Origin of the sequence: Methylobacterium amylolyticum (assembly GCF_030700245.1) — a bacterium.
Lineage (GTDB): Bacteria > Pseudomonadota > Alphaproteobacteria > Rhizobiales > Beijerinckiaceae > Methylobacterium.
This window is the reverse complement of sequence record NZ_JAUYZI010000015.1, coordinates 16,884-34,152: the sequence shown is the minus strand read 5'-3', so window position 1 is coordinate 34,152 and position 17,269 is coordinate 16,884. Positions and strand designations below refer to the sequence as shown.

The following is a 17,269-nucleotide window of genomic DNA, read 5'->3' as shown; positions in this document are numbered from 1 at the left end:
ACACCAACTCTGGATGTCTGTGACGAGGTGCGACATTACCGCCCGGACGCGAGCGGGAAGGTACGCCCTGCGACGCTTGTATGGTTGCACCACGATCGTCCTTGTGGTCTGAAGCCGCGATCGGAAGCCCGTCCGCATGACAGTCGGGGGTATCCGTCAGGTCGGTGAACGCCCGCGCGCAGTCAAGACGGGACGATCGACCTGCATCGGCGATGTACGGGGAGCGGCAGTGAGGGCAATGCGGACGGTGCGGACGATCCTACGATCACCCTGGAGCCTCGCCGCGCTCGGCGCCCTGCTCGCTCCGGCGTCCCAGGCTCTGGCCGCCGGTTTCGGCCAGCCGGTGCCGTGGGAGATGACCCGGCAGATCCCGGTCACGGAGAATGCCCGCGACATCCTCAATTTCGAGATCGGCCTGCACTGGATCTCCCTGGCCATCTCGGTGTTCGTGCTGGGCCTGATCCTGTGGTGCATCTTCCGCTTCAGCGAGAAGCGGAACCCGACCCCTTCGCGCACCACGCACAATACCGCGATCGAGATCGCCTGGACGATCGTGCCGGTGCTGATCCTGGTGGCCGTGGCGATCCCCTCGTTCCGCCTGCTGCGCACGCAGCTCTCGGATCCGAAGGCCGACATGATCGTGAAGATCATCGGTCACGCGTGGTACTGGACCTACGAGTACCCGCAGACCGAGCAGGGCGGCGGCTTCACCTTCGACGCCAACCTCGACGAGGACAAGCAGCCCCGGCTGCTCCAGACCGACAACGAGATGGTCGTGCCGGTCGGCAAGATCGTGAAGATCCAGGTCACCGCCGCCGACGTGCTGCATTCCTGGGCGATGCCGGCCTTCGGCTTCAAGATCGACGCGGTGCCCGGTCGCCTGAACCAGATGTGGTTCAAGGCCGAGAAGGAGGGCACCTTCCACGGCCAGTGCTCCGAGCTGTGCGGCCAGCGCCACGCCTACATGCCGATCGTCGTGCGCGTGGTCAGCGAGCAGGCCTACGCCGACTGGCTGAAGGAGGCCAAGACCAAGTACGCCCGCATCGACAACGGGCAGAGCTTCGCCGAGGCGCGCTGAGGCGCGCCCGTCAACCCGCACGGCACACGCACACGCACAAGGCACGTCACCGATGGCCACAGCCACAGCCCATGCCGAGGCCCATGAGGCCCACGATCACAAGCCGTCCTTCTTCGCCCGCTGGTTCCTCTCCACGAACCACAAGGACATCGGCACCCTCTACCTGCTCTTCGCGTTCTGCGCCGGCATGATCGGCGCGTTCCTCTCCTTCGGCATCCGGATGGAGATGGAGCAGCCCGGCCTGCAATATTTCTCGAACCCGCAGACCTACAACGTGTTCGTGACCGGGCACGGCCTCATCATGGTGTTCTTCATGGTGATGCCGGCGCTGATCGGCGGCTTCGGCAACTGGTTCGTGCCCCTCATGATCGGCGCGCCCGACATGGCGTTCCCGCGCATGAACAACATCTCGTTCTGGCTGACGGTGGCGGGCTTCATGAGCCTGCTCTGCTCGCTGTTCGTCGAGGGCGCCCCGGGCGCGGCCGGCGCCGGCACCGGCTGGACCGTCTACCCGCCGCTCTCCACCGCCGGCCATCCCGGCCCGGCCGTCGACTTCGCGATCTTCGCCCTGCACCTGTCCGGCGCCGGCTCGATCCTCGGGGCGATCAACTTCATCACCACGATCCTGAACATGCGCGCCCCGGGCATGACGCTGCACAAGATGCCGCTGTTCGCCTGGGCCGAGCTGGTCACCGCCTTCCTGCTGCTGCTGTCGCTGCCGGTGCTCGCGGGCGCGATCACCATGCTGCTCACCGACCGCAACTTCGGCACCACCTTCTTCGACCCGGCCGGCGGCGGCGACCCGATCCTGTACCAGCACCTGTTCTGGTTCTTCGGTCACCCCGAAGTCTACATCATGATCCTGCCGGCCTTCGGCATCGTCTCGCACATCATCGCCACCTTCTCGCGCAAGCCGGTGTTCGGCTACCTCGCGATGGCCTACGCCATGGTGGCGATCGGCGTGGTCGGCTTCGTGGTGTGGGCCCACCACATGTACACGGTCGGCCTCTCGCTCCAGACGCAGTCCTACTTCGTGTTCGCCACGATGGTGATCGCGGTCCCCACCGGCGTGAAGATCTTCTCCTGGATCGCCACGATGTGGGGCGGCTCGATCCGCTTCACCGCCGCCATGCACTGGGCGGTCGGCTTCATCTTCCTGTTCACCGTCGGCGGCGTGACCGGCGTGGTGCTGGCGAACTCGGCCGTCGACAAGTACCTGCACGACACCTACTACGTCGTCGCGCACTTCCACTACGTGCTCTCGCTCGGCGCCGTGTTCATCATCTTCGCGGGCGTGTACTACTGGTTCCCGAAGATGACCGGCCACATCATCCCCGAGTGGGCCGGCAAGCTGCACTTCTGGCTGGCCTTCATCGGCGCGAACGTCCTGTTCTTCCCGATGCACTTCCTCGGGCTCGCTGGCATGCCGCGTCGCTACGCCGACTACCCGGAGGCGTTCGCCGGCTGGCACAAGGTGTCGACCTACGGCGGCCACATCTTCGGCCTCGGGATGTTCGTGTTCGTGATCGGCGTGATCCTGGCCTTCCGCTCGAAGGAGCGGGCCGCGGACAACCCGTGGGGCGAGGGTGCCACCACCCTGGAATGGACCCTGTCCTCGCCGCCGCCCTTCCACCAGTTCGAGACGCTGCCCCGCATCGTCGACGAGCCGGGCGCGCACTGATCGCCGCGAGGGCCGCGACTCGCGGCCCTCGCCCTTCCCAGGGGGCCGCGCGGCGGCCTCCCGGCAAGGGCGACCATCAACCGGCCCAGGCCGGGAAAGCCCTCGACGACCCGGCCGCCACGCGTTCGGCCGGGCTCCTGCCACGAGCAGCAGCGGACGCGATGACGAGCGCCACGAACACTATCAGCCCCGGCACCCTCGGCCCCGCCGCGGTCGGCGGCGACGTGCCCGACTACTTCGCCCTGCTCAAGCCGCGGGTGATGGTGCTCGTCATCTTCACCGCGCTGGTGGGGATGGCGGTCTCACACGGGCACGTGCAGCCGGCGATCGGCGCGATCTCGCTGTTCGCCATCGCGGTCGGCGCCGGGGCGTCGGGCTGCCTCAACATGTGGTGGGACGCCGACGTCGACGCCGTGATGAGCCGCACCGCCACCCGGCCGATCCCGGCCGGGCGCATCACCCCCGGCGAGGCGCTGGGCTTCGGCCTGTTCCTGTCCTGCGCCTCGGTGCTGGTGCTGGGGCTCGCCGCCAACTGGCTGGCCGCCGGGCTTCTCGCCTTCACGATCGTGTTCTACGCGGTGATCTACTCGATGTGGCTGAAGCGGGCGACCGCGCAGAACATCGTCATCGGCGGCGCCGCCGGCGCCCTCCCCCCGGTGATCGGCCAGGCGGTGGTCACGGGCTCGGTCGGCATCGAGTCGCTCGTCCTGTTCGCGATCATCTTCATCTGGACCCCGCCGCATTTCTGGGCGCTCGCGCTGATCAAGGCCGGCGAGTACGCCCGCGCCGGCATCCCGATGATGCCGAACGTCGCCGGCCCCGCCTCCACCCGCCGCCAGATCCTCTGGTACTCGATCGCGCTCGCGCCGCTGGGTCTCGTGCCGGTGGCCCTCGGCTTCGGCGGCATCGTCTACGCGGTGATCGCGCTCCTCGGCGGCCTCGGCATGATCGCCTTCAGCGTCCGCGTGCTCAACAATCGCGAGGGCGAGGCCGAGAAGCGCGCCGCGCTCGGCATGTTCGGCTACTCGATCCTCTACCTGTTCGCGCTGTTCTCGGCGCTGCTCGCCGAGCAGAGCCTCGGCCTGTTCCGCCCGGTGCTGGCCTGACGCGCCATGCTGGATCCGAAGGTCGAGTACCGCCCGCTCACCCCCGAGGAGGAGGCCCGCCGCCGCAAGCGCTCCGTGGCGATCGCCCTGGCGCTGGGCGCGATGGTGCTGCTGTTCTTCGTGCTGACGATCGCCAAGCTCGGGCCGCAGGTCCTCAACCGGCCGCTCTGAGGTGACGCGATGACCGCACCCGCCCCCCGCCCCGACCGCGCCGCGGCGCGCACGGCGGTCGCCTGCGCCGGCCTCGCCGTCGGGATGATCGGCCTCGCCTTCGCGTCGGTGCCGCTCTACGACGCCTTCTGCAAGGCCACCGGCTACGACGGGACGCCGCGCCAGGGGCCGGCGCTCGCGGCCTCGGCCGACCGGACCGGCGCGGGCATGCTGGTCCATTTCGACACCAACGTCGCGCCGGGCCTGCCCTGGAAATTCTCCGCCGAGATGCCGAGCATCGAGGCGGATCTCGGCGAGACCAAGACGGTGTTCTTCCGGGTGACCAACACCGGCACGAAGCCGACCACCGGCGTGGCCACCTTTAACGTCCAGCCCGGGCTGATGGGCGGCTACTTCGTGAAGATCGCGTGCTTCTGCTTCAACGAGCAGACGCTCCAGCCCGGCGAGACGCTGGACGTGCCGGTGGTGTTCTACGTCGATCCGGCGCTGCGGTCGGACTCGAACACCGCGCATCTCTCCGAGATGACGCTGTCCTACACCTACTTCGCCTCGAAGAACGGCCAGCCGGTGACGGCTTCGGTCGCGACGACCGGGGCGGCGGGGAGCAAGCGCGATTTCTGATCGCGGGAGCGTGACAATAACGGTTCGCGCCGACTAAAGGTGCGGATGGTCTTGGGTTGGGCGACGGGCCGGGAAGCGGCGTCTGCCCAAGGGTGAGGAGCGACGGGACGATGGCCGAGGCGCACGCCAAGAATCACGACTTTCACATCCTCAACCCGAGTCCGTGGCCGCTCATCGGCGCCTTCTCCGGCTTCCTGATGGCCTTCGGGGCCGTGTTCTGGATGAAGAGCCTCCAGATCGGCACCCTGTCGCCCGGCCCCTACATCTTCGGTGCCGGCACCATCGGCGTGCTCTACACCATGTATTCCTGGTGGAAGGACGTCGCGCACGAGGCCAACAGCGGCGACCACACCCGCGTGGTCCAGCTCCACCACCGCTACGGCATGATGATGTTCATCGCCTCCGAGGTGATGTTCTTCGTCGCGTGGTTCTGGGCCTATTTCGAGGCGGCGCTCTACACCGCCGATCCGATCCAGATCTCCCGGGTCGAGTTCACCGGCGGCGTCTGGCCGCCCAAGGGCATCGAGGCGTTCGACCCCTGGCACTTGCCGCTGCTCAACACCCTGATCCTGCTGACCTCCGGGACCACCATCACCTGGGCGCACCACGCGCTGCTGGAGGGCGACCGCAAGGGCCTGAAGTACGGCCTGTGGCTGACGATCATCCTCGGCGTGCTGTTCACCGCCTGCCAGGTCTACGAGTACGGCCACGCGCATTTCGGCTTCTCGGGCAGCATCTACTCCGCGACCTTCTTCATGGCGACCGGCTTCCACGGCGCGCACGTCATCATCGGCACGATCTTCCTGGCCGTCTGCCTGTTCCGCGCCTATGCGGGCCAGTTCACGCAGCAGCAGCATCTCGGCTTCGAGTTCGCCGCCTGGTACTGGCACTTCGTCGACGTGGTGTGGCTGTTCCTGTTCGCCGCGATCTACGTCTGGGGTTCGGGCATCGGCCACGCCGCGCACTGAGCGCAGGCCGGGCATCACGAGATGGGGCGGCTCCGGCCGCCCTTTTTCGTGCGCGGGGCCGGCCGCGATGCCATATCCGGGCGGTAGCGCTCTCCACCGAGGTGGATGCCGGCTCGGGCGCAAGAGAGCGCGTCGAAGCAAAGGCCGAGGGCCGTTCCCGATCGCGTCGCGATCGGGAACGGCTCCAGCGCCCCGGCGCCGCGTCAGGAGTCCCCAGGCATGCAGAACCCACCGCCGATCCCCACCGGCCTGCGCGGCCGCTGCCCGCGCTGCGGCGAGGGCCACCTGTTCCAGGGCTTCCTCGCCCTGCGGCCGTCCTGCGCGGCGTGCGGCCTGGACTATTCGAGCTTCGACTCGGCGGACGGCCCGGCCTTCTTCGTCATGTCGATCGTCGGCACCATCGTGGTCGGCCTCGCCCTGTGGCTGGAGATCGCCTACGAGCCGCCGATCTGGGTTCACGCGCTGGTGGCGATAACCCTCTCGGTCGGGCTGAGCCTGCTGATGGTGCGCCCGCTCAAGGGCATGATGGTCGCGCTGCAATACGCCAACAAGGCGGAGCAGGGGCGCTTCCAGAAGTGAGCGGCGCGATCCGTCCCGGCGCCTGGCGGAGGCTCGTGGCACCGGGGCTCGCCGCCCTGGTCGCGCTGGCGATCCTCCTCGCGCTCGGCGCGTGGCAGGTGGAGCGCAAGACCTGGAAGGAGGCGCTGATCGGCCGGATCGTCGCGCAGTCCAGGGCCGCGCCGGTCGCGCCGCCGTCCGCCGAGTCCTGGGATCCGGCCCGCGACGAGTTCCGGCACGTGCGCGTCACCGGTCATTTCCGCGACGATCAGGAGACGCTGGTGCACGGCCTCGCCCCGGGCGAGACGCCCGGCCGGGCGCTCCAGGGCTACTACGTGATCACCCCGCTCGTGCGCGACGACGGCGGGATCGTCCTCGTCAACCGCGGCTTCGTGCCGACCGAGCTGAAGGATCAAGGTCAGCGCCGCGACGGGCTGATCGACGGCGAGACGACCGTGACCGGCATCCTGCGGGCGAGCGAGCCGCGGGGGATGTTCGTGCCGGAGCCGGACCCGAAGCGCGGCGAGTGGTTCAACCGGGACGTCGCCGGCATCGCCGCCGCCCGCGGTCTCGGCGCGGTCGCCCCCTATCTGATCGAGGCCGACGCCGTGCCCGGCCAGACCACGTGGCCCCGCGGCGGCCAGCTCCGCGTCGACCTGCCGAACAACCACCTGCAATACGCCTTCACGTGGTTCGGCATCGCCGCCTGCCTCGTCGGAGTCTTCGGCGTGTTCGCGTGGCGGCGGCTGCACGAGCCGGCGGATCAGCCGTCCTCCGGCTGACGCGTCCGGAGGCGCCGCCCCGTCCGGGCGGGACATCCGGCATCGCCGCGATCCGAAGTTCACCCTCGAACGATCCCGCGCCGACCCGGCGGAACGGGGCGGTCAGGCCGTGCGCAGGCGAGGAGAGGAGAAACTCGCCGACATCCCCCGGCGCCACGGTGCACCGTTCCGCGGATCGATCATAAAAAGAACACCTGTTCCTTTGACGGCAGCACAATCCTCGAAAATACTTCAGTCTTGAACAGGCCGTCGTCGCCGTGAGCGAGAACAGGCCGCGCGAACACTGTGTATCCTGCACAGTCGACGCGGGAAGACGCCATGAGGAGAGCCGCCGCGCCATGACCGCCCGACCCCACGCCCCAGCGCCGCCCGAGCCGATCCGCTTCGCCTACTGGGTCCCCAACGTCTCGGGCGGCCTCGTCATCAGCACCATCCCGCAGCGCACGAGCTGGGACGCGGACTACAACCGGAAACTGGCACAGATCGCCGAGGAAGCCGGGTTCGACTACGCCCTGACCCAGATCCGCTTCACCGCCGGCTACGGCGCCGAGTACCAGCACGAGTCGGTGGCCTTCAGCCACGCCCTGCTCGCGGCGACGACGCGGCTGAAGGTGATAGCGGCACTGCTGCCCGGCCCCTGGAACCCGACCCTCGCCGCCAAGCAGATCGCGACCATCGCCCGGCTAACCGACGGGCGGATCGCCGTGAACATCGTCTCGGGCTGGTTCTCCGGGGAATTCCGGGCGATCGGCGAGCCGTGGCTCGACCACGACGAGCGCTACCGCCGCTCCGAGGAGTTCATCCGGTCCTTGCGCGGGATCTGGACGCAGGACGCCTTCACCTTCCGCGGCGACTTCTACCGCTACACGAACTACACCCTGAAGCCGAAGCCGCCCGAGCCCCTGCCCGAGATCTTCCAGGGCGGCTCGTCGCGGGCCGCCCGCGACATGGCCGCCCGGGTCTCCGACTGGTACTTCACCAACGGCAACACGCCCGACGCCATCCGCGCCCAGGTCGAGGACATCCGCGCCAAGGCGGCCGAGACCGGAAACACCCCGCGGATCGGCGTCAACGCCTTCGTCATCGCCCGCGATACGGAGGCTGAGGCGCGGGCCGTCCTCCAGGAGATCATCGACAGCGCCGACCCGGAGGCGGTGCGGGCCTTCGGCCACGAGGTCAAGAACGCCGGCAAGGCGAGCCCCGAGGGCGAGGGCAACTGGGCCCAATCGAGCTTCGAGGATCTGGTCCAGTACAACGACGGCTTCCGCTCGAACCTGATCGGCACGCCGGACCAGATCGCCGAGCGCATCCTGGCGCTGAAGGACGCGGGGGCCGACCTCGCGCTGCTGGCCTTCCTGCACTTCCAGGAGGAGGTCGCCTATTTCGGCCGCGAGATCATCCCGCGCGTGCGGGCGCTCGAAGCCGCCCGCGTCGCGGAGCCGGCCGCCGCAGCGGCCTGAGGGCGCGCAAAGCCACACCCCACCCGCGATTCCGGCCCGCCGCCTCAGGCCCTTTCCGCAGGAGGCGGCGGGAGACGCGTGCCCGCACTCGGAGCCCTCCCATGAACATCGCCATCGACCGCAGCACGCTCGATGCGGCCGCGCCGCAGCCGCGCGGCGTCCCGGGGCCGCCCCGCCCCGGTTCACCCGCCCACGTCATCCGGGACGATGCCGAGGCGATCCGGGTCGCCGAGCGCCTCGCGGCGGCGTTCGCCCCGGGTGCCGCCGCGCGCGACCGCGACGGGACCCGGCCGCTGGAAGAGATCGACGCCTTCTCCCAGAGCGGGCTGTGGTCGATCAACGTGCCGCGGGCCCATGGCGGCCCGGAGGTCTCCTACCGGACGCTGGCGCGGGTGATCGCGATCGTCTCGGCCGCCGACCCCTCGATTGGGCAGATCGCCCAGAACCATCTCGGCATCGTGGCGGCGATCCGCACGGTTTCGGACGAGGCCCAGAAGGCGCTGCTGTTCGGCGCGGTGCTGGGCGGGACGCGCTTCGGCAACGCCTTCTCGGAGCGGGGCACCAAGCGCGCCGCCGAGTTCGAGACGCGGTTCACCGATCACGGCGACCACGTGATCGTGCGCGGCCGGAAGTTCTACGCGACCGGGGCCCTGCTCGCCCACCTCGTGCCGATCGTCGCTCTCGATGCGGAGGGGCGCGCTTGGTACGCCATCGCCGAGCGGGACGCGCCGGGCCTGAGCGTGATCGACGACTGGTCGAGCTTCGGGCAGCGGGGCACGGCCAGCGGCACGGTGCTGATCGAGGACGTGCGCGTGGAGAAGTCCCACCTCGTGCCCGCCTGGAAGGGGTACGAGGGGCCGCGCTCGGACGGCGCCGTGTTCCAGATCATCCAGGCGGCGATCGATGCCGGCATCGGCCGCGCGGCGCTCGACGACACGATCGCGTTCGTGCGCGAGAAGGCCCGGCCCTGGATCGACAGCGGCCTGGAGCGCGCCTCGGACGATCCCTACACGGTCCAGGCGATCGGCGACCTGACCATCCGCCAGCACGCGGCCGAGGCGCTGCTCGACCGGGCCGGACTCGCCCTCGACGCGGCGATCGCGGATCCGGGCCCGGAGAGCGTCGCCGCCGCCCAGCTCGCGGTCGCCGAGGCGAAGGTGCTGACGACCGAGGCGGCGCTCGCCGCCGCGAACAAGCTGTTCGAACTGTCGGGCACCCGCGCCACGCTGGCCGCCGAGAACCTCGACCGGCACTGGCGCAATGCCCGGGTCCACACCCTGCACGATCCCGTGCGCTGGAAATACGCGATCGTCGGCAACCACGCGCTGAATGGCGTCGCACCGCCGTTCCACGCCTGGAGCTGAGCCCGCGGAGCGGACGCCTACAGCACGGGCAGCCCGCACGCCTTGGCCTTCTCGTCGGGCTCGACGTGGATGGTGACGACCGCGCCCGGGATCTTCTCCTCCAGGGCGTTCTCCAACCGGTCGCAGATCGCGTGCGAATCCGCGACCGTCATCGCCCCCGGCACGACGAGGTGGAAGTCGATGAAGGTCGCCTGGCCGGCCGAGCGGGTGCGCACGTCGTGGGCCTCCAGGGCGCCCTCCCCGTGCGCGGAGATCAGCGACCGGATCTGGCCGACCATCTCCGACGGGGCGGCGCGGTCCATCAGCCCGTCCACCGATTCGCGCACCATCCGCCCGCCCGACCACAGGATGTGCAGCGCGACCAGCGCGGCGATGGCCGGGTCGAGCACCGCGTAGCCCGTCGTCCACACCGCCGCGACGCCGGCCAGCACGCCGACCGAGGTCACCACGTCGGCGAAGATGTGCCGCGCGTCGGCGATCAGCGCCGGCGAGCGCCACGCCCGGCCCCAGCGCATCAGCGCGACGGCCCAGACGGCGTTGATCACCCCCGCCAACCCGTTCACCGCGAGCCCGAAGGCTGGGGCGTCGAGGGGCTTCGGGTGAAGCAGCCCGAACCACGCCTCGCGGAGGATCAGCACGGCCGCGACGATGATCAGCGCGCCCTCGATCACCGCGGAGAGGAACTCCGCCTTGTGGTGGCCGTAGGGGTGGTCCTCGTCGGCCGGCCGGGCGGCGACGCGCAGGGCCGCGAACGCGCCCACCGCCGCCACGACGTTGATGATGCTCTCCAGCGCGTCCGAGTACAGGGCGACGCTTCCGGTCGCGACGGCGGCGTAGAACTTCAGCGCGGTGACGGCGAGGCCGACGCCGGCGCTGAGGAGGGCGGTCTGCTGGGTACGGTCCATGGCGCGGCCGGTTCCGGGAACGCCGCCGACTTACGGGACGCAGGGCCCCTGAGGCCACAGCAAAGCTTCAACGTACCGGCATGTTTCTGAGCCGTGGCTATACGGGCGCCGCGGCGATCAGGCCTCGGCCGCGTCCGAAGGCGCGGCGCCGCGGGCGGCCTCGCGCGCCCGGCTGCGCTCGGCCTGCGCCCGGGCCTGCTCGGCCTTGCGCGCGTACCGCCGCTTCTGCCAGCCGAAGCGCGCGGCCTGCGCCAGCGCGTCGAGGCGCGCGGCCTCCCGCCCCCAGTAGTCGAGGAGCTGCCCGTCGAGGGTGACGTGGCGCCGCGCCGGTCGGTCCATCGCGCTCACGCCCGATCCGCCGGCGGCTCGCCGGTCTCGGCCACGACCAGCGCCTCGGCGTCGCCCTGGAAGCTCGCGGGCCCCGCGCCCGGGACCGGGACGGCCGGGCTGCCGAACGGCGCGCTCGGATAGGCCGCCTCGAACTTGTCCCGCGCCTGATCCGCGTCGTCCGCCTTGAGCACGATCTCGGCCGTGCCCGGCAGCGGCCAGCGCGGGTCGGCGGGATCGCGGGGGCGGACGGCGTACCACGGCATCGGAGGCGTTCCTTCTCGGCTGCGGCGAGAACGGCCGCGCCCGGGGCCGGTTCCGCGGTTGAAACCGCCCCCCGTTCGGTGCAGGCAGCGCGGGATGCGCGTGGACCTGTTCGATTTCGACCTGCCGGAGGCCAGCATCGCCCTGCGCCCGGCCCGCCCGCGCGACGCCGCACGGATGCTGGTGGTGCGCCCCGACGATGGGCTCGCGGACCGGGCCGTGCGCGACTTGCCGACCCTGTTGCGCCCCGGCGACGCCCTCGTCTTCAACGACACCCGGGTGATCCCCGCCCGCCTGTTCGGCCGCCGGCATCGCCCGGGCGCATCGCCGGACGATCCGGGCGTGCGCGTCGAGGCGCTGCTGCACCTGCGCGAGGCCCCCGACCGCTGGCGCGCCTTCGCGCGGCCGGCCAAGCGCCTCGCCCCCGGCGATCGCTTGGTCTTCGGCGAGCCGGGCGACGGGGTCGCCTGCGATCTCGGCCATCTCGACGCGACCGTCGCGGACAAGGGCGAGGCCGGCGAAGTGAGCCTGCGCTTCGATCTCGCCGGGCCCGTCCTCGACGAGCGGGTCGCCGCGCTCGGGACCCTGCCGCTGCCCCCCTACATCGCCGGTAAGCGCGCCGCCGACGCCGCGGATGCGGGCGACTACCAGACCGTCTACGCGCGCGAGCCCGGCGCGGTCGCCGCCCCCACCGCCGGCCTGCACTTCTCCGACGACCTGCTCGCCGCGATCGACGCGGCCGGGCTCGCCCGCCACCACGTCACGCTCCATGTCGGCGCCGGCACCTTCCTGCCGGTGAAGGCCGAGGACACCGACGCCCACCGGATGCACGCCGAGATCGGCCTTCTCGACGCGGGGACGGCCGCGGCGCTCAACGCGGTGCGCGCGGCCGGCGGCCGGATCGTCGCCGTCGGCACCACCGCCCTGCGGCTGCTGGAGAGCGCGGCCGGCGCGGACGGCCGGCTCGCCGCCTTCTCCGGCCCGACCGAGATCTTCATCACCCCGGGCTACCGCTTCCGCGCCGTCGACGCGCTGGTCACGAACTTCCACCTGCCCCGCTCGACCCTGTTCATGCTGGTCTCGGCCTTCGCCGGCCTCGACACGATGCGGGCGGCCTACGCCCACGCGATCCGCGCCGGCTACCGGTTCTACTCCTACGGCGACGCGAGCCTGCTCTTCCCGGCCGCGCAGGCGGATCCCGCATGAGCCCCGACCCGTTCCGCTTCAGCCTGCACGCGCAGGACGGCACCGCCCGCGCCGGCGAGATCGCGACGCCGCGCGGAACCATCCGCACGCCGGCGTTCATGCCGGTCGGCACGGCGGCGACCGTCAAGGCGATGTATCCGGGGCAGGTGCGCGAGCTCGGCGCCGACATCGTGCTCGGCAACACCTACCACCTGATGCTGCGGCCGGGGCCCGAACGGATGGCTCGCCTCGGCGGCCTGCACCGGTTCATGAACTGGGACGGCCCGATCCTCACCGATTCCGGCGGCTTCCAGGTGATGTCGCTCTCGGCGCTGCGGAAGATCGACGAGGACGGGGTGACCTTCCGCTCGCACGTGGACGGCACCGCCCACCGCATGAGCCCCGAGCGGTCCATCGAGATCCAGGGGCTGCTCGGCTCCGACATCCAGATGCAGCTCGACGAGTGCGTGCGGCTGCCGGCCGAACGGGCGGCGGTGGAGAAGGCGATGCACCTGTCCCTGCGCTGGGCCGAGCGCTGCCGGGTGGCCTTCGGCGAGCAGCCCGGCCGCGCGCTGTTCGGCATCGTCCAGGGCGGCACCGATCCGGACCTGCGGGTCGAGAGCGCCCGGGAACTCGTGAACCTCGACCTGAAGGGCTACGCGGTCGGCGGCCTCGCGGTCGGCGAGCCCCAGGCGGTGATGCTCGCGATGATCGAGACGGTGGAGCCGCACCTGCCGCGGGACAAGCCGCGCTACCTGATGGGCGTCGGCACGCCGGACGACATCCTCGGCGCGGTCGCCCGCGGCATCGACATGTTCGACTGCGTGATGCCGACCCGCGCCGGCCGGCACGGCCTCGCCTACACCCGACACGGCCGGGTCAATCTGCGCAACGCCCGCCACGCCGAGGACACCGAGCCCCTCGACGCGGCCTCCTCCTGCCCGGCCGCACGCGACTACGCCCGCGCCTATCTCCACCACCTCGTCCGGACGAACGAGATCCTGGGGATGATGCTGCTGACGTGGAACAACCTCGCCTATTATCAGGACCTCGTGGCCGGCGCCCGGGCGGCGATCCGAGACGGTCGGTTCGCGGAGTACTGCGCGCGGACGCGGGAGGGGTGGGCGCGCGCCGAGCGGGCGGCGGCCTGAGAGAGGCCGCCCCGATCACGGGTGGGCGAGCACCCGGTAGAACCCGTCGGGATCGTCGACGCCGGTCGCCACCGCCGCCCGCAGGCCCGCGACCACCCGGGCGGCGACCGGAAGCCTATAGTGCAGGGCGTCCCAGTAATTCTCGTCGCGGGTGGTGACGGGAGAGGGAAGCCGGAAATCGACGGCGACGGCGCCCCGCCGCGCGGCGATGGCCGCGACCTGGGCCTTGCACGCCGCCTCGCGCGCCCCGGCCGGCGTGCCGGACGCGCCCTGCGCCGCCGCGTGGACCGGCATGAACGCGACCATCCGCAGGGCGCCGGGGGGCGCCTGCCTCAAGAGGTCGTCGAGCCGGCCGAGGGCGGGCATCGGCGCTTCCGGCGGGTCCGCGGGTGCCGCCGGATCGGATGCCCCGGCGCGGATACGGGCCCGGGCGCGCGCGGGATCGTAGGCCGCCTCGGGCGGGGTGAACACCGCGTAGCCGTCGGCCCGGATGCGCGGGTGGCCGAAGCCGAGGTGCAAGGCCGCCGCCCGCGCGGCCGCCGTCGCCGTCCGCAGGCTCCACTGGCGCAGCGTGCCCCAGGGCGTGCCCGGCTCGTAGAGCCAGTCGGGGAAGGCGTTGGCGGTGCGGGCGGGCGGGTCGGCGGCGCACCACGTCGCGTCCAGGGCGAACAGGACGGCCCGGACCGGCCGGCGGGCGAGGAACAGGGCGGCGAGCCGCGCCTGCTCGTCCGGGGTCGCGGCGTTGACCGCGAGGTTGGCGAAGCGGTCGCCGAAGGCGGCGTCGAGGATCGCGGGATCGAGGAGCCGCGCCGTCGAGGTGCCGAACACGGCCGCATCGAACGGGCCGCCGCGGGCGATCTGCGGGTAGGCGAGACGCTGGTTCGCGTCGACGATCGGCCCGGCAGGCCGGCCGGTCGCGGCGCGCAGGCCGTAGGGATCGAGGGCGGTGACGAGGGCGAGGACGGCGAGGCCGGTCAGCGCAGCTACGGCCAGGAGATCGCGGGCGAAGCGGCGCCAGGATTCATCGGCGTCCGGGCCGGATCCGACCCTCACGCCGTCTCGCTCGGCAATGCGGGCCGGGTGCGCGCGACCGGCGCCAGGATGGTCGGGTGTGGCATCGCTTCCGGGGACGGTCACCGCCGGGACTGGACGGCCCGGCGGCCGCGCCGTTCACGGACCATCGATGGCGCTGGCCTGGATGTCCACCCGGTAGAGCCCGGTCCCGCGCTCGTCCGCAACCTCCAGGCGCCAAGCTTCGCCGAGCGCGAGATGCGCCGCATCGTCCCTGAGCAGGGATCCGGCCAGGCGGATCGCCTCGACGCACGCGGATTCCCGGTCCGGTAACTCAGTCCCGTCGGAATCCAACGCGCTGCGGCCATCGTGGACGTGAAAAAAGTACCTGGGCATTGGAGCACATAGGTTAAAAATCGCGCGAGAAGATCGTCTTTCGGACCGTATACGCTGCCCGGGGTGCTGGTTCAACGGCGACGCCGCGTCGCTCCCTCAATACAGAGATGCATTCAGTCTGAACGTTTCCGGCGGCCCGTCGGAGATAGAGCGCGGACGGTGTGCGGAATGATGGCGAAAGCGGCGATACAACTGTGAGGCGAAGCGCTGCGTCTTCGATAAGCCGAGTTCCGTGATGGCAGCGGGCTCCGATCGCGCAGCGAAGCCTCTGCCCGGTCTCGCTCGACAACCGGCGATCCCGGGACGCACCGGAAGCGTGTTGCCCGGCCGCCACACGAGCCGGGAACCCGGTCGGGCACGGATAAGCTGCCATACTGCGCCCCAATACCGGTCCCACCTCTGTCGGCAGGTCTGGACAGGCGTGCGAGGTAACGACGTGGTCAAGAACGAGCGGACGATGGATGCGGCGATCGTGGCGTTTCCGCCCCGCCTCGCACCGACGGTCGCGGACGAGAACGTCGCCTCGGTGATCGAGGTGCTGCAGGACCAGCTCGCCCTGGCGCGCGAGGGCAAGTTGCGCTCCGTGGCCGTCGTCTCCGTCTCCGCGGACGGCGAGGCGGTCGGCACGCAATGGTCGTGCAAGGGGGCCGACATCACCGGCCTGATCGGCAAGCTCACGGTCCTGACCCACGACCTGATGGCGGCCCGGAAGTAGCCGGTCCGGTTCGGGACGCCTCGGCCTCGCCGGGCCCCGTATCCGGACCCGCCAGAGCATCCCGCTCGGCCAGCAGCAGGTCCACGAAGCGCTGGGCCAAGATCCCCGGCGGCCGTCCAGCGGGCTGGAGCAGCACGGTCTCGATGGCGAGCCGAGGACGGAGCGGCCGTAGCACCACCGGGAGATGGGCGAGATCCCGCGCCGGGACCGGATCGACAATCGCGACCCCGAGACCCTCCGCCGCGAGGCCGCAGCGCGCCGCGGTGTACTGCGCCGTGAACGGGAAGCGCGGCGCGAGGCCGGCGCTTGCGAACGCCGCCTCGACGGCGGCCTGGAAGTCGCCGGGGGCACCGGCGATCAGCGGTTCCTCCGCGAGATCGTGGACCGTGATCGCCCGCTTGACGGCCAGCGGATGCCGGCGGTGCAGCGCGCAGACGGCGTCCACGCGCAGGAACGGCACGCTCGCGACGCCGGCATGACCGGATCGCGGCCGGGCGAGGCCGAGATCGCACTGGCCCGATGCCACCCAGGCCCAGATCGTGTCCGGGCTCGGCACGTGGATCGCGACCCGCGCGCCGGGATGCGCCTCGCTCAGCAGCCGGACGGCGCGCGGCACCAGCCGCGCCGCCAGCGAAGGCTGGCAGGCCACCCGCAGCGGTCCGGTGCCGAGGTCGCGTATCTCCTGGGCCGCCCGCCGCAACTGATCGAGCCCGGCGTAGCTGCGCGCGACCTCCCGGGCGAACGCCTCCCCCTCCGCCGTGGGCAGGGCGCTGCCGTGGCCGCGCACGAACAGCGGGAAGCCCAATTCGGCCTCCAGCCGCGCGATCGCCCGGCTCACGTGCGGCTGGCCGATGCCGAGCGCGGCCGCGGCCCGGGTCATACCGCCATGGCGTAGCACCGCCCGGAACAGGTCGAGCTGCGCGAGATCCATCATGCCTAGCCTGCATGGATACGGGGTGAACCGGCATTTGACGGCATGCGCGAACGGTGGTTGTCAAGGATCTGCGCGGTGACGGCCGGTGTTGCCCCGGCGCCGCGCGGGGCGAATCCGATGATCGAGACCCTGATCTTCTCCCTGCTCGCGGCGCTGGCCGGCGTCGGCATCGTCGTGCAGCAGGTGTTGAACGCGAACCTGCGCACCGCTCTGAACTCCACGGCGTGGTCGGGCTTCGCGAGCTACGCCGTCGGCCTCGCGTGCATGGCGCTGCTCGTCGCGGCCCTGCGCGACCCCGTGCCCGCCGCGGGCGTGATGGCGCGCGTGCCTTGGTGGGCGTGGAGCGGCGGTCTGTTCGGCGCGCTCTACATCGGCCTCGCCATCGTGCTGGTGCCGAAGCTCGGCGCGGCGACCTTCGTCGGCCTGCTGATCGCCGGGCAGATGATCGCGTCGGTCACCGCCGACCATTTCGGCCTGCTCGGGCTGGCGCAGCGGGCGGTCGACCTGCCCCGCCTCGCCGGGGTCGCGCTGCTGATCGCGGGCGTCGTGCTGATCCGCCGGTAGGCGGGCACGTCCCCTTCGCTCTCGATCG

20 protein-coding genes are annotated in these 17,269 nt (G+C 71.3%); 14 read left to right on the top strand and 6 right to left on the bottom strand.

The genetic code is table 11. From position 1 onward, the window contains the following. The first annotated feature begins 238 nt into the window (after positions 1-238). The 10 genes from coxB (at position 239) to Q8W71_RS12590 (ending at position 9,789) form a co-directional block, all read left to right on the top strand. Positions 239-1,078 (top strand): cytochrome c oxidase subunit II, encoded by an 840-nt coding sequence (gene coxB, locus Q8W71_RS12635; protein ID WP_305525729.1) that lies wholly within the window; start codon positions 239-241, stop codon positions 1,076-1,078. A 52-nt stretch (positions 1,079-1,130) separates the two neighbouring features. Next, positions 1,131-2,759 (top strand): cytochrome c oxidase subunit I, encoded by a 1,629-nt coding sequence (gene ctaD / locus Q8W71_RS12630; RefSeq protein WP_305525728.1) that lies wholly within the window; start codon positions 1,131-1,133, stop codon positions 2,757-2,759. Positions 2,760-2,920: 161 nt separating this feature from the next. Continuing rightward, a complete protein-coding gene (locus Q8W71_RS12625) occupies positions 2,921-3,865 on the top strand; it encodes a heme o synthase (protein WP_305525727.1) in 945 nt (314 codons plus the stop codon). Between the two features lie 6 nt (positions 3,866-3,871). Continuing rightward, positions 3,872-4,036, top strand: coding sequence for a hypothetical protein (locus Q8W71_RS12620; protein WP_305525726.1), 165 nt, complete (start codon positions 3,872-3,874; stop codon positions 4,034-4,036). Positions 4,037-4,045: 9 nt separating this feature from the next. Then, complete coding sequence (locus tag Q8W71_RS12615) at positions 4,046-4,657, top strand: cytochrome c oxidase assembly protein (RefSeq protein ID WP_305525725.1); 612 nt, start codon at positions 4,046-4,048, stop codon at positions 4,655-4,657. A gap of 110 nt (positions 4,658-4,767) precedes the next feature. Next, positions 4,768-5,625, top strand: coding sequence for a cytochrome c oxidase subunit 3 (locus Q8W71_RS12610; RefSeq protein WP_305525724.1), 858 nt, complete (start codon positions 4,768-4,770; stop codon positions 5,623-5,625). A 219-nt stretch (positions 5,626-5,844) separates the two neighbouring features. Further along, positions 5,845-6,204 carry a DUF983 domain-containing protein gene (locus Q8W71_RS12605; protein ID WP_305525723.1) on the top strand — a complete coding sequence of 120 codons (360 nt, stop codon included), beginning with the start codon at positions 5,845-5,847 and terminating at the stop codon, positions 6,202-6,204. Next, a complete protein-coding gene (locus Q8W71_RS12600; RefSeq protein WP_305525722.1) occupies positions 6,201-6,965 on the top strand; it encodes an SURF1 family protein in 765 nt (254 codons plus the stop codon). The genes Q8W71_RS12605 and Q8W71_RS12600 overlap by 4 nt, the downstream gene beginning before the upstream one ends. A 338-nt stretch (positions 6,966-7,303) precedes the next feature. Further along, positions 7,304-8,425, top strand: coding sequence for a dimethylsulfone monooxygenase SfnG (gene sfnG / locus Q8W71_RS12595; protein ID WP_305525721.1), 1,122 nt, complete (start codon positions 7,304-7,306; stop codon positions 8,423-8,425). A 101-nt stretch (positions 8,426-8,526) separates the two neighbouring features. Then, on the top strand, positions 8,527-9,789 hold the full coding sequence (locus Q8W71_RS12590) for an SfnB family sulfur acquisition oxidoreductase (RefSeq protein WP_305525720.1): 1,263 nt from the start codon (positions 8,527-8,529) through the stop codon (positions 9,787-9,789). Positions 9,790-9,806: 17 nt separating this feature from the next. On the opposite strand, the gene Q8W71_RS12585 is transcribed toward Q8W71_RS12590, so the two are convergent. The 3 genes from Q8W71_RS12585 to Q8W71_RS12575 all read right to left on the bottom strand — a co-directional run bounded on the left by Q8W71_RS12585 (position 9,807) and on the right by Q8W71_RS12575 (position 11,287). Then, positions 9,807-10,694, bottom strand: a complete 888-nt coding sequence (locus Q8W71_RS12585; protein ID WP_305525719.1) for a cation diffusion facilitator family transporter — start codon at positions 10,692-10,694, stop codon at positions 9,807-9,809. A 117-nt stretch (positions 10,695-10,811) separates the two neighbouring features. Continuing rightward, positions 10,812-11,033, bottom strand: a complete 222-nt coding sequence (locus Q8W71_RS12580) for a hypothetical protein (RefSeq protein ID WP_305525806.1) — start codon at positions 11,031-11,033, stop codon at positions 10,812-10,814. A 5-nt stretch (positions 11,034-11,038) separates the two neighbouring features. Continuing rightward, positions 11,039-11,287: a hypothetical protein gene (locus tag Q8W71_RS12575; protein ID WP_305525718.1), complete on the bottom strand. Its 249-nt coding sequence runs from the start codon at positions 11,285-11,287 to the stop codon at positions 11,039-11,041. 94 nt (positions 11,288-11,381) lie between these two features. Between Q8W71_RS12575 and queA the strand changes: the two genes are divergently transcribed. Beyond that, positions 11,382-12,491 (top strand): tRNA preQ1(34) S-adenosylmethionine ribosyltransferase-isomerase QueA, encoded by a 1,110-nt coding sequence (queA, locus tag Q8W71_RS12570; RefSeq protein ID WP_305525717.1) that lies wholly within the window; start codon positions 11,382-11,384, stop codon positions 12,489-12,491. After that, positions 12,488-13,621 (top strand): tRNA guanosine(34) transglycosylase Tgt, encoded by a 1,134-nt coding sequence (tgt, locus tag Q8W71_RS12565; RefSeq protein WP_305525716.1) that lies wholly within the window; start codon positions 12,488-12,490, stop codon positions 13,619-13,621. Before queA ends, tgt begins: the two co-directional genes overlap by 4 nt. 15 nt (positions 13,622-13,636) lie before the next feature. Here tgt and Q8W71_RS12560 read toward each other — a convergent pair whose 3' ends face one another. Next, a complete protein-coding gene (locus Q8W71_RS12560; RefSeq protein WP_305525715.1) occupies positions 13,637-14,674 on the bottom strand; it encodes a hypothetical protein in 1,038 nt (345 codons plus the stop codon). A gap of 117 nt (positions 14,675-14,791) precedes the next feature. Further along, entirely contained in the window at positions 14,792-15,028 is a 237-nt protein-coding gene (locus Q8W71_RS12555; RefSeq protein ID WP_305525714.1) for a DUF6894 family protein, read from the bottom strand. Positions 15,029-15,485: 457 nt separating this feature from the next. On the opposite strand from Q8W71_RS12555, the gene Q8W71_RS12550 reads away from it, so the two are divergent. After that, the gene (locus tag Q8W71_RS12550; RefSeq protein WP_370875402.1) at positions 15,486-15,743 is read left to right on the top strand and encodes a hypothetical protein; all 258 of its coding nucleotides are present in this window, start codon (positions 15,486-15,488) and stop codon (positions 15,741-15,743) included. Here Q8W71_RS12550 and Q8W71_RS12545 read toward each other — a convergent pair. Beyond that, positions 15,703-16,677: a LysR family transcriptional regulator gene (locus Q8W71_RS12545; protein ID WP_305525712.1), complete on the bottom strand. Its 975-nt coding sequence runs from the start codon at positions 16,675-16,677 to the stop codon at positions 15,703-15,705. The genes Q8W71_RS12550 and Q8W71_RS12545 overlap by 41 nt on opposite strands. A gap of 117 nt (positions 16,678-16,794) precedes the next feature. Here Q8W71_RS12545 and Q8W71_RS12540 point away from each other — a divergent pair, with 117 nt between their 5' ends. Further along, positions 16,795-17,241, top strand: coding sequence for a DMT family transporter (locus Q8W71_RS12540; protein ID WP_305525711.1), 447 nt, complete (start codon positions 16,795-16,797; stop codon positions 17,239-17,241). Positions 17,242-17,269 lie beyond the last annotated feature (28 nt).

Bases quoted from the DNA above. Each gene is read 5' to 3' on its own strand.
- coxB (WP_305525729.1), top strand. From the start codon at position 239: ATGCGGACGGTGCGGACGATCCTACGATCACCCTGGAGCCTCGCCGCG.
- ctaD (WP_305525728.1), top strand. From the start codon at position 1,131: ATGGCCACAGCCACAGCCCATGCCGAGGCCCATGAGGCCCACGATCAC.
- Q8W71_RS12625 (WP_305525727.1), top strand. From the start codon at position 2,921: ATGACGAGCGCCACGAACACTATCAGCCCCGGCACCCTCGGCCCCGCC.
- Q8W71_RS12620 (WP_305525726.1), top strand. From the start codon at position 3,872: ATGCTGGATCCGAAGGTCGAGTACCGCCCGCTCACCCCCGAGGAGGAG.
- Q8W71_RS12615 (WP_305525725.1), top strand. From the start codon at position 4,046: ATGACCGCACCCGCCCCCCGCCCCGACCGCGCCGCGGCGCGCACGGCG.
- Q8W71_RS12610 (WP_305525724.1), top strand. From the start codon at position 4,768: ATGGCCGAGGCGCACGCCAAGAATCACGACTTTCACATCCTCAACCCG.
- Q8W71_RS12605 (WP_305525723.1), top strand. From the start codon at position 5,845: ATGCAGAACCCACCGCCGATCCCCACCGGCCTGCGCGGCCGCTGCCCG.
- sfnG (WP_305525721.1), top strand. From the start codon at position 7,304: ATGACCGCCCGACCCCACGCCCCAGCGCCGCCCGAGCCGATCCGCTTC.
- Q8W71_RS12590 (WP_305525720.1), top strand. From the start codon at position 8,527: ATGAACATCGCCATCGACCGCAGCACGCTCGATGCGGCCGCGCCGCAG.
- Q8W71_RS12585 (WP_305525719.1), bottom strand. From the start codon at position 10,694: ATGGACCGTACCCAGCAGACCGCCCTCCTCAGCGCCGGCGTCGGCCTC.
- Q8W71_RS12580 (WP_305525806.1), bottom strand. From the start codon at position 11,033: ATGGACCGACCGGCGCGGCGCCACGTCACCCTCGACGGGCAGCTCCTC.
- Q8W71_RS12575 (WP_305525718.1), bottom strand. From the start codon at position 11,287: ATGCCGTGGTACGCCGTCCGCCCCCGCGATCCCGCCGACCCGCGCTGG.
- queA (WP_305525717.1), top strand. From the start codon at position 11,382: ATGCGCGTGGACCTGTTCGATTTCGACCTGCCGGAGGCCAGCATCGCC.
- tgt (WP_305525716.1), top strand. From the start codon at position 12,488: ATGAGCCCCGACCCGTTCCGCTTCAGCCTGCACGCGCAGGACGGCACC.
- Q8W71_RS12555 (WP_305525714.1), bottom strand. From the start codon at position 15,028: ATGCCCAGGTACTTTTTTCACGTCCACGATGGCCGCAGCGCGTTGGAT.
- Q8W71_RS12550 (WP_370875402.1), top strand. From the start codon at position 15,486: ATGGATGCGGCGATCGTGGCGTTTCCGCCCCGCCTCGCACCGACGGTC.
- Q8W71_RS12545 (WP_305525712.1), bottom strand. From the start codon at position 16,677: ATGATGGATCTCGCGCAGCTCGACCTGTTCCGGGCGGTGCTACGCCAT.
- Q8W71_RS12540 (WP_305525711.1), top strand. From the start codon at position 16,795: ATGATCGAGACCCTGATCTTCTCCCTGCTCGCGGCGCTGGCCGGCGTC.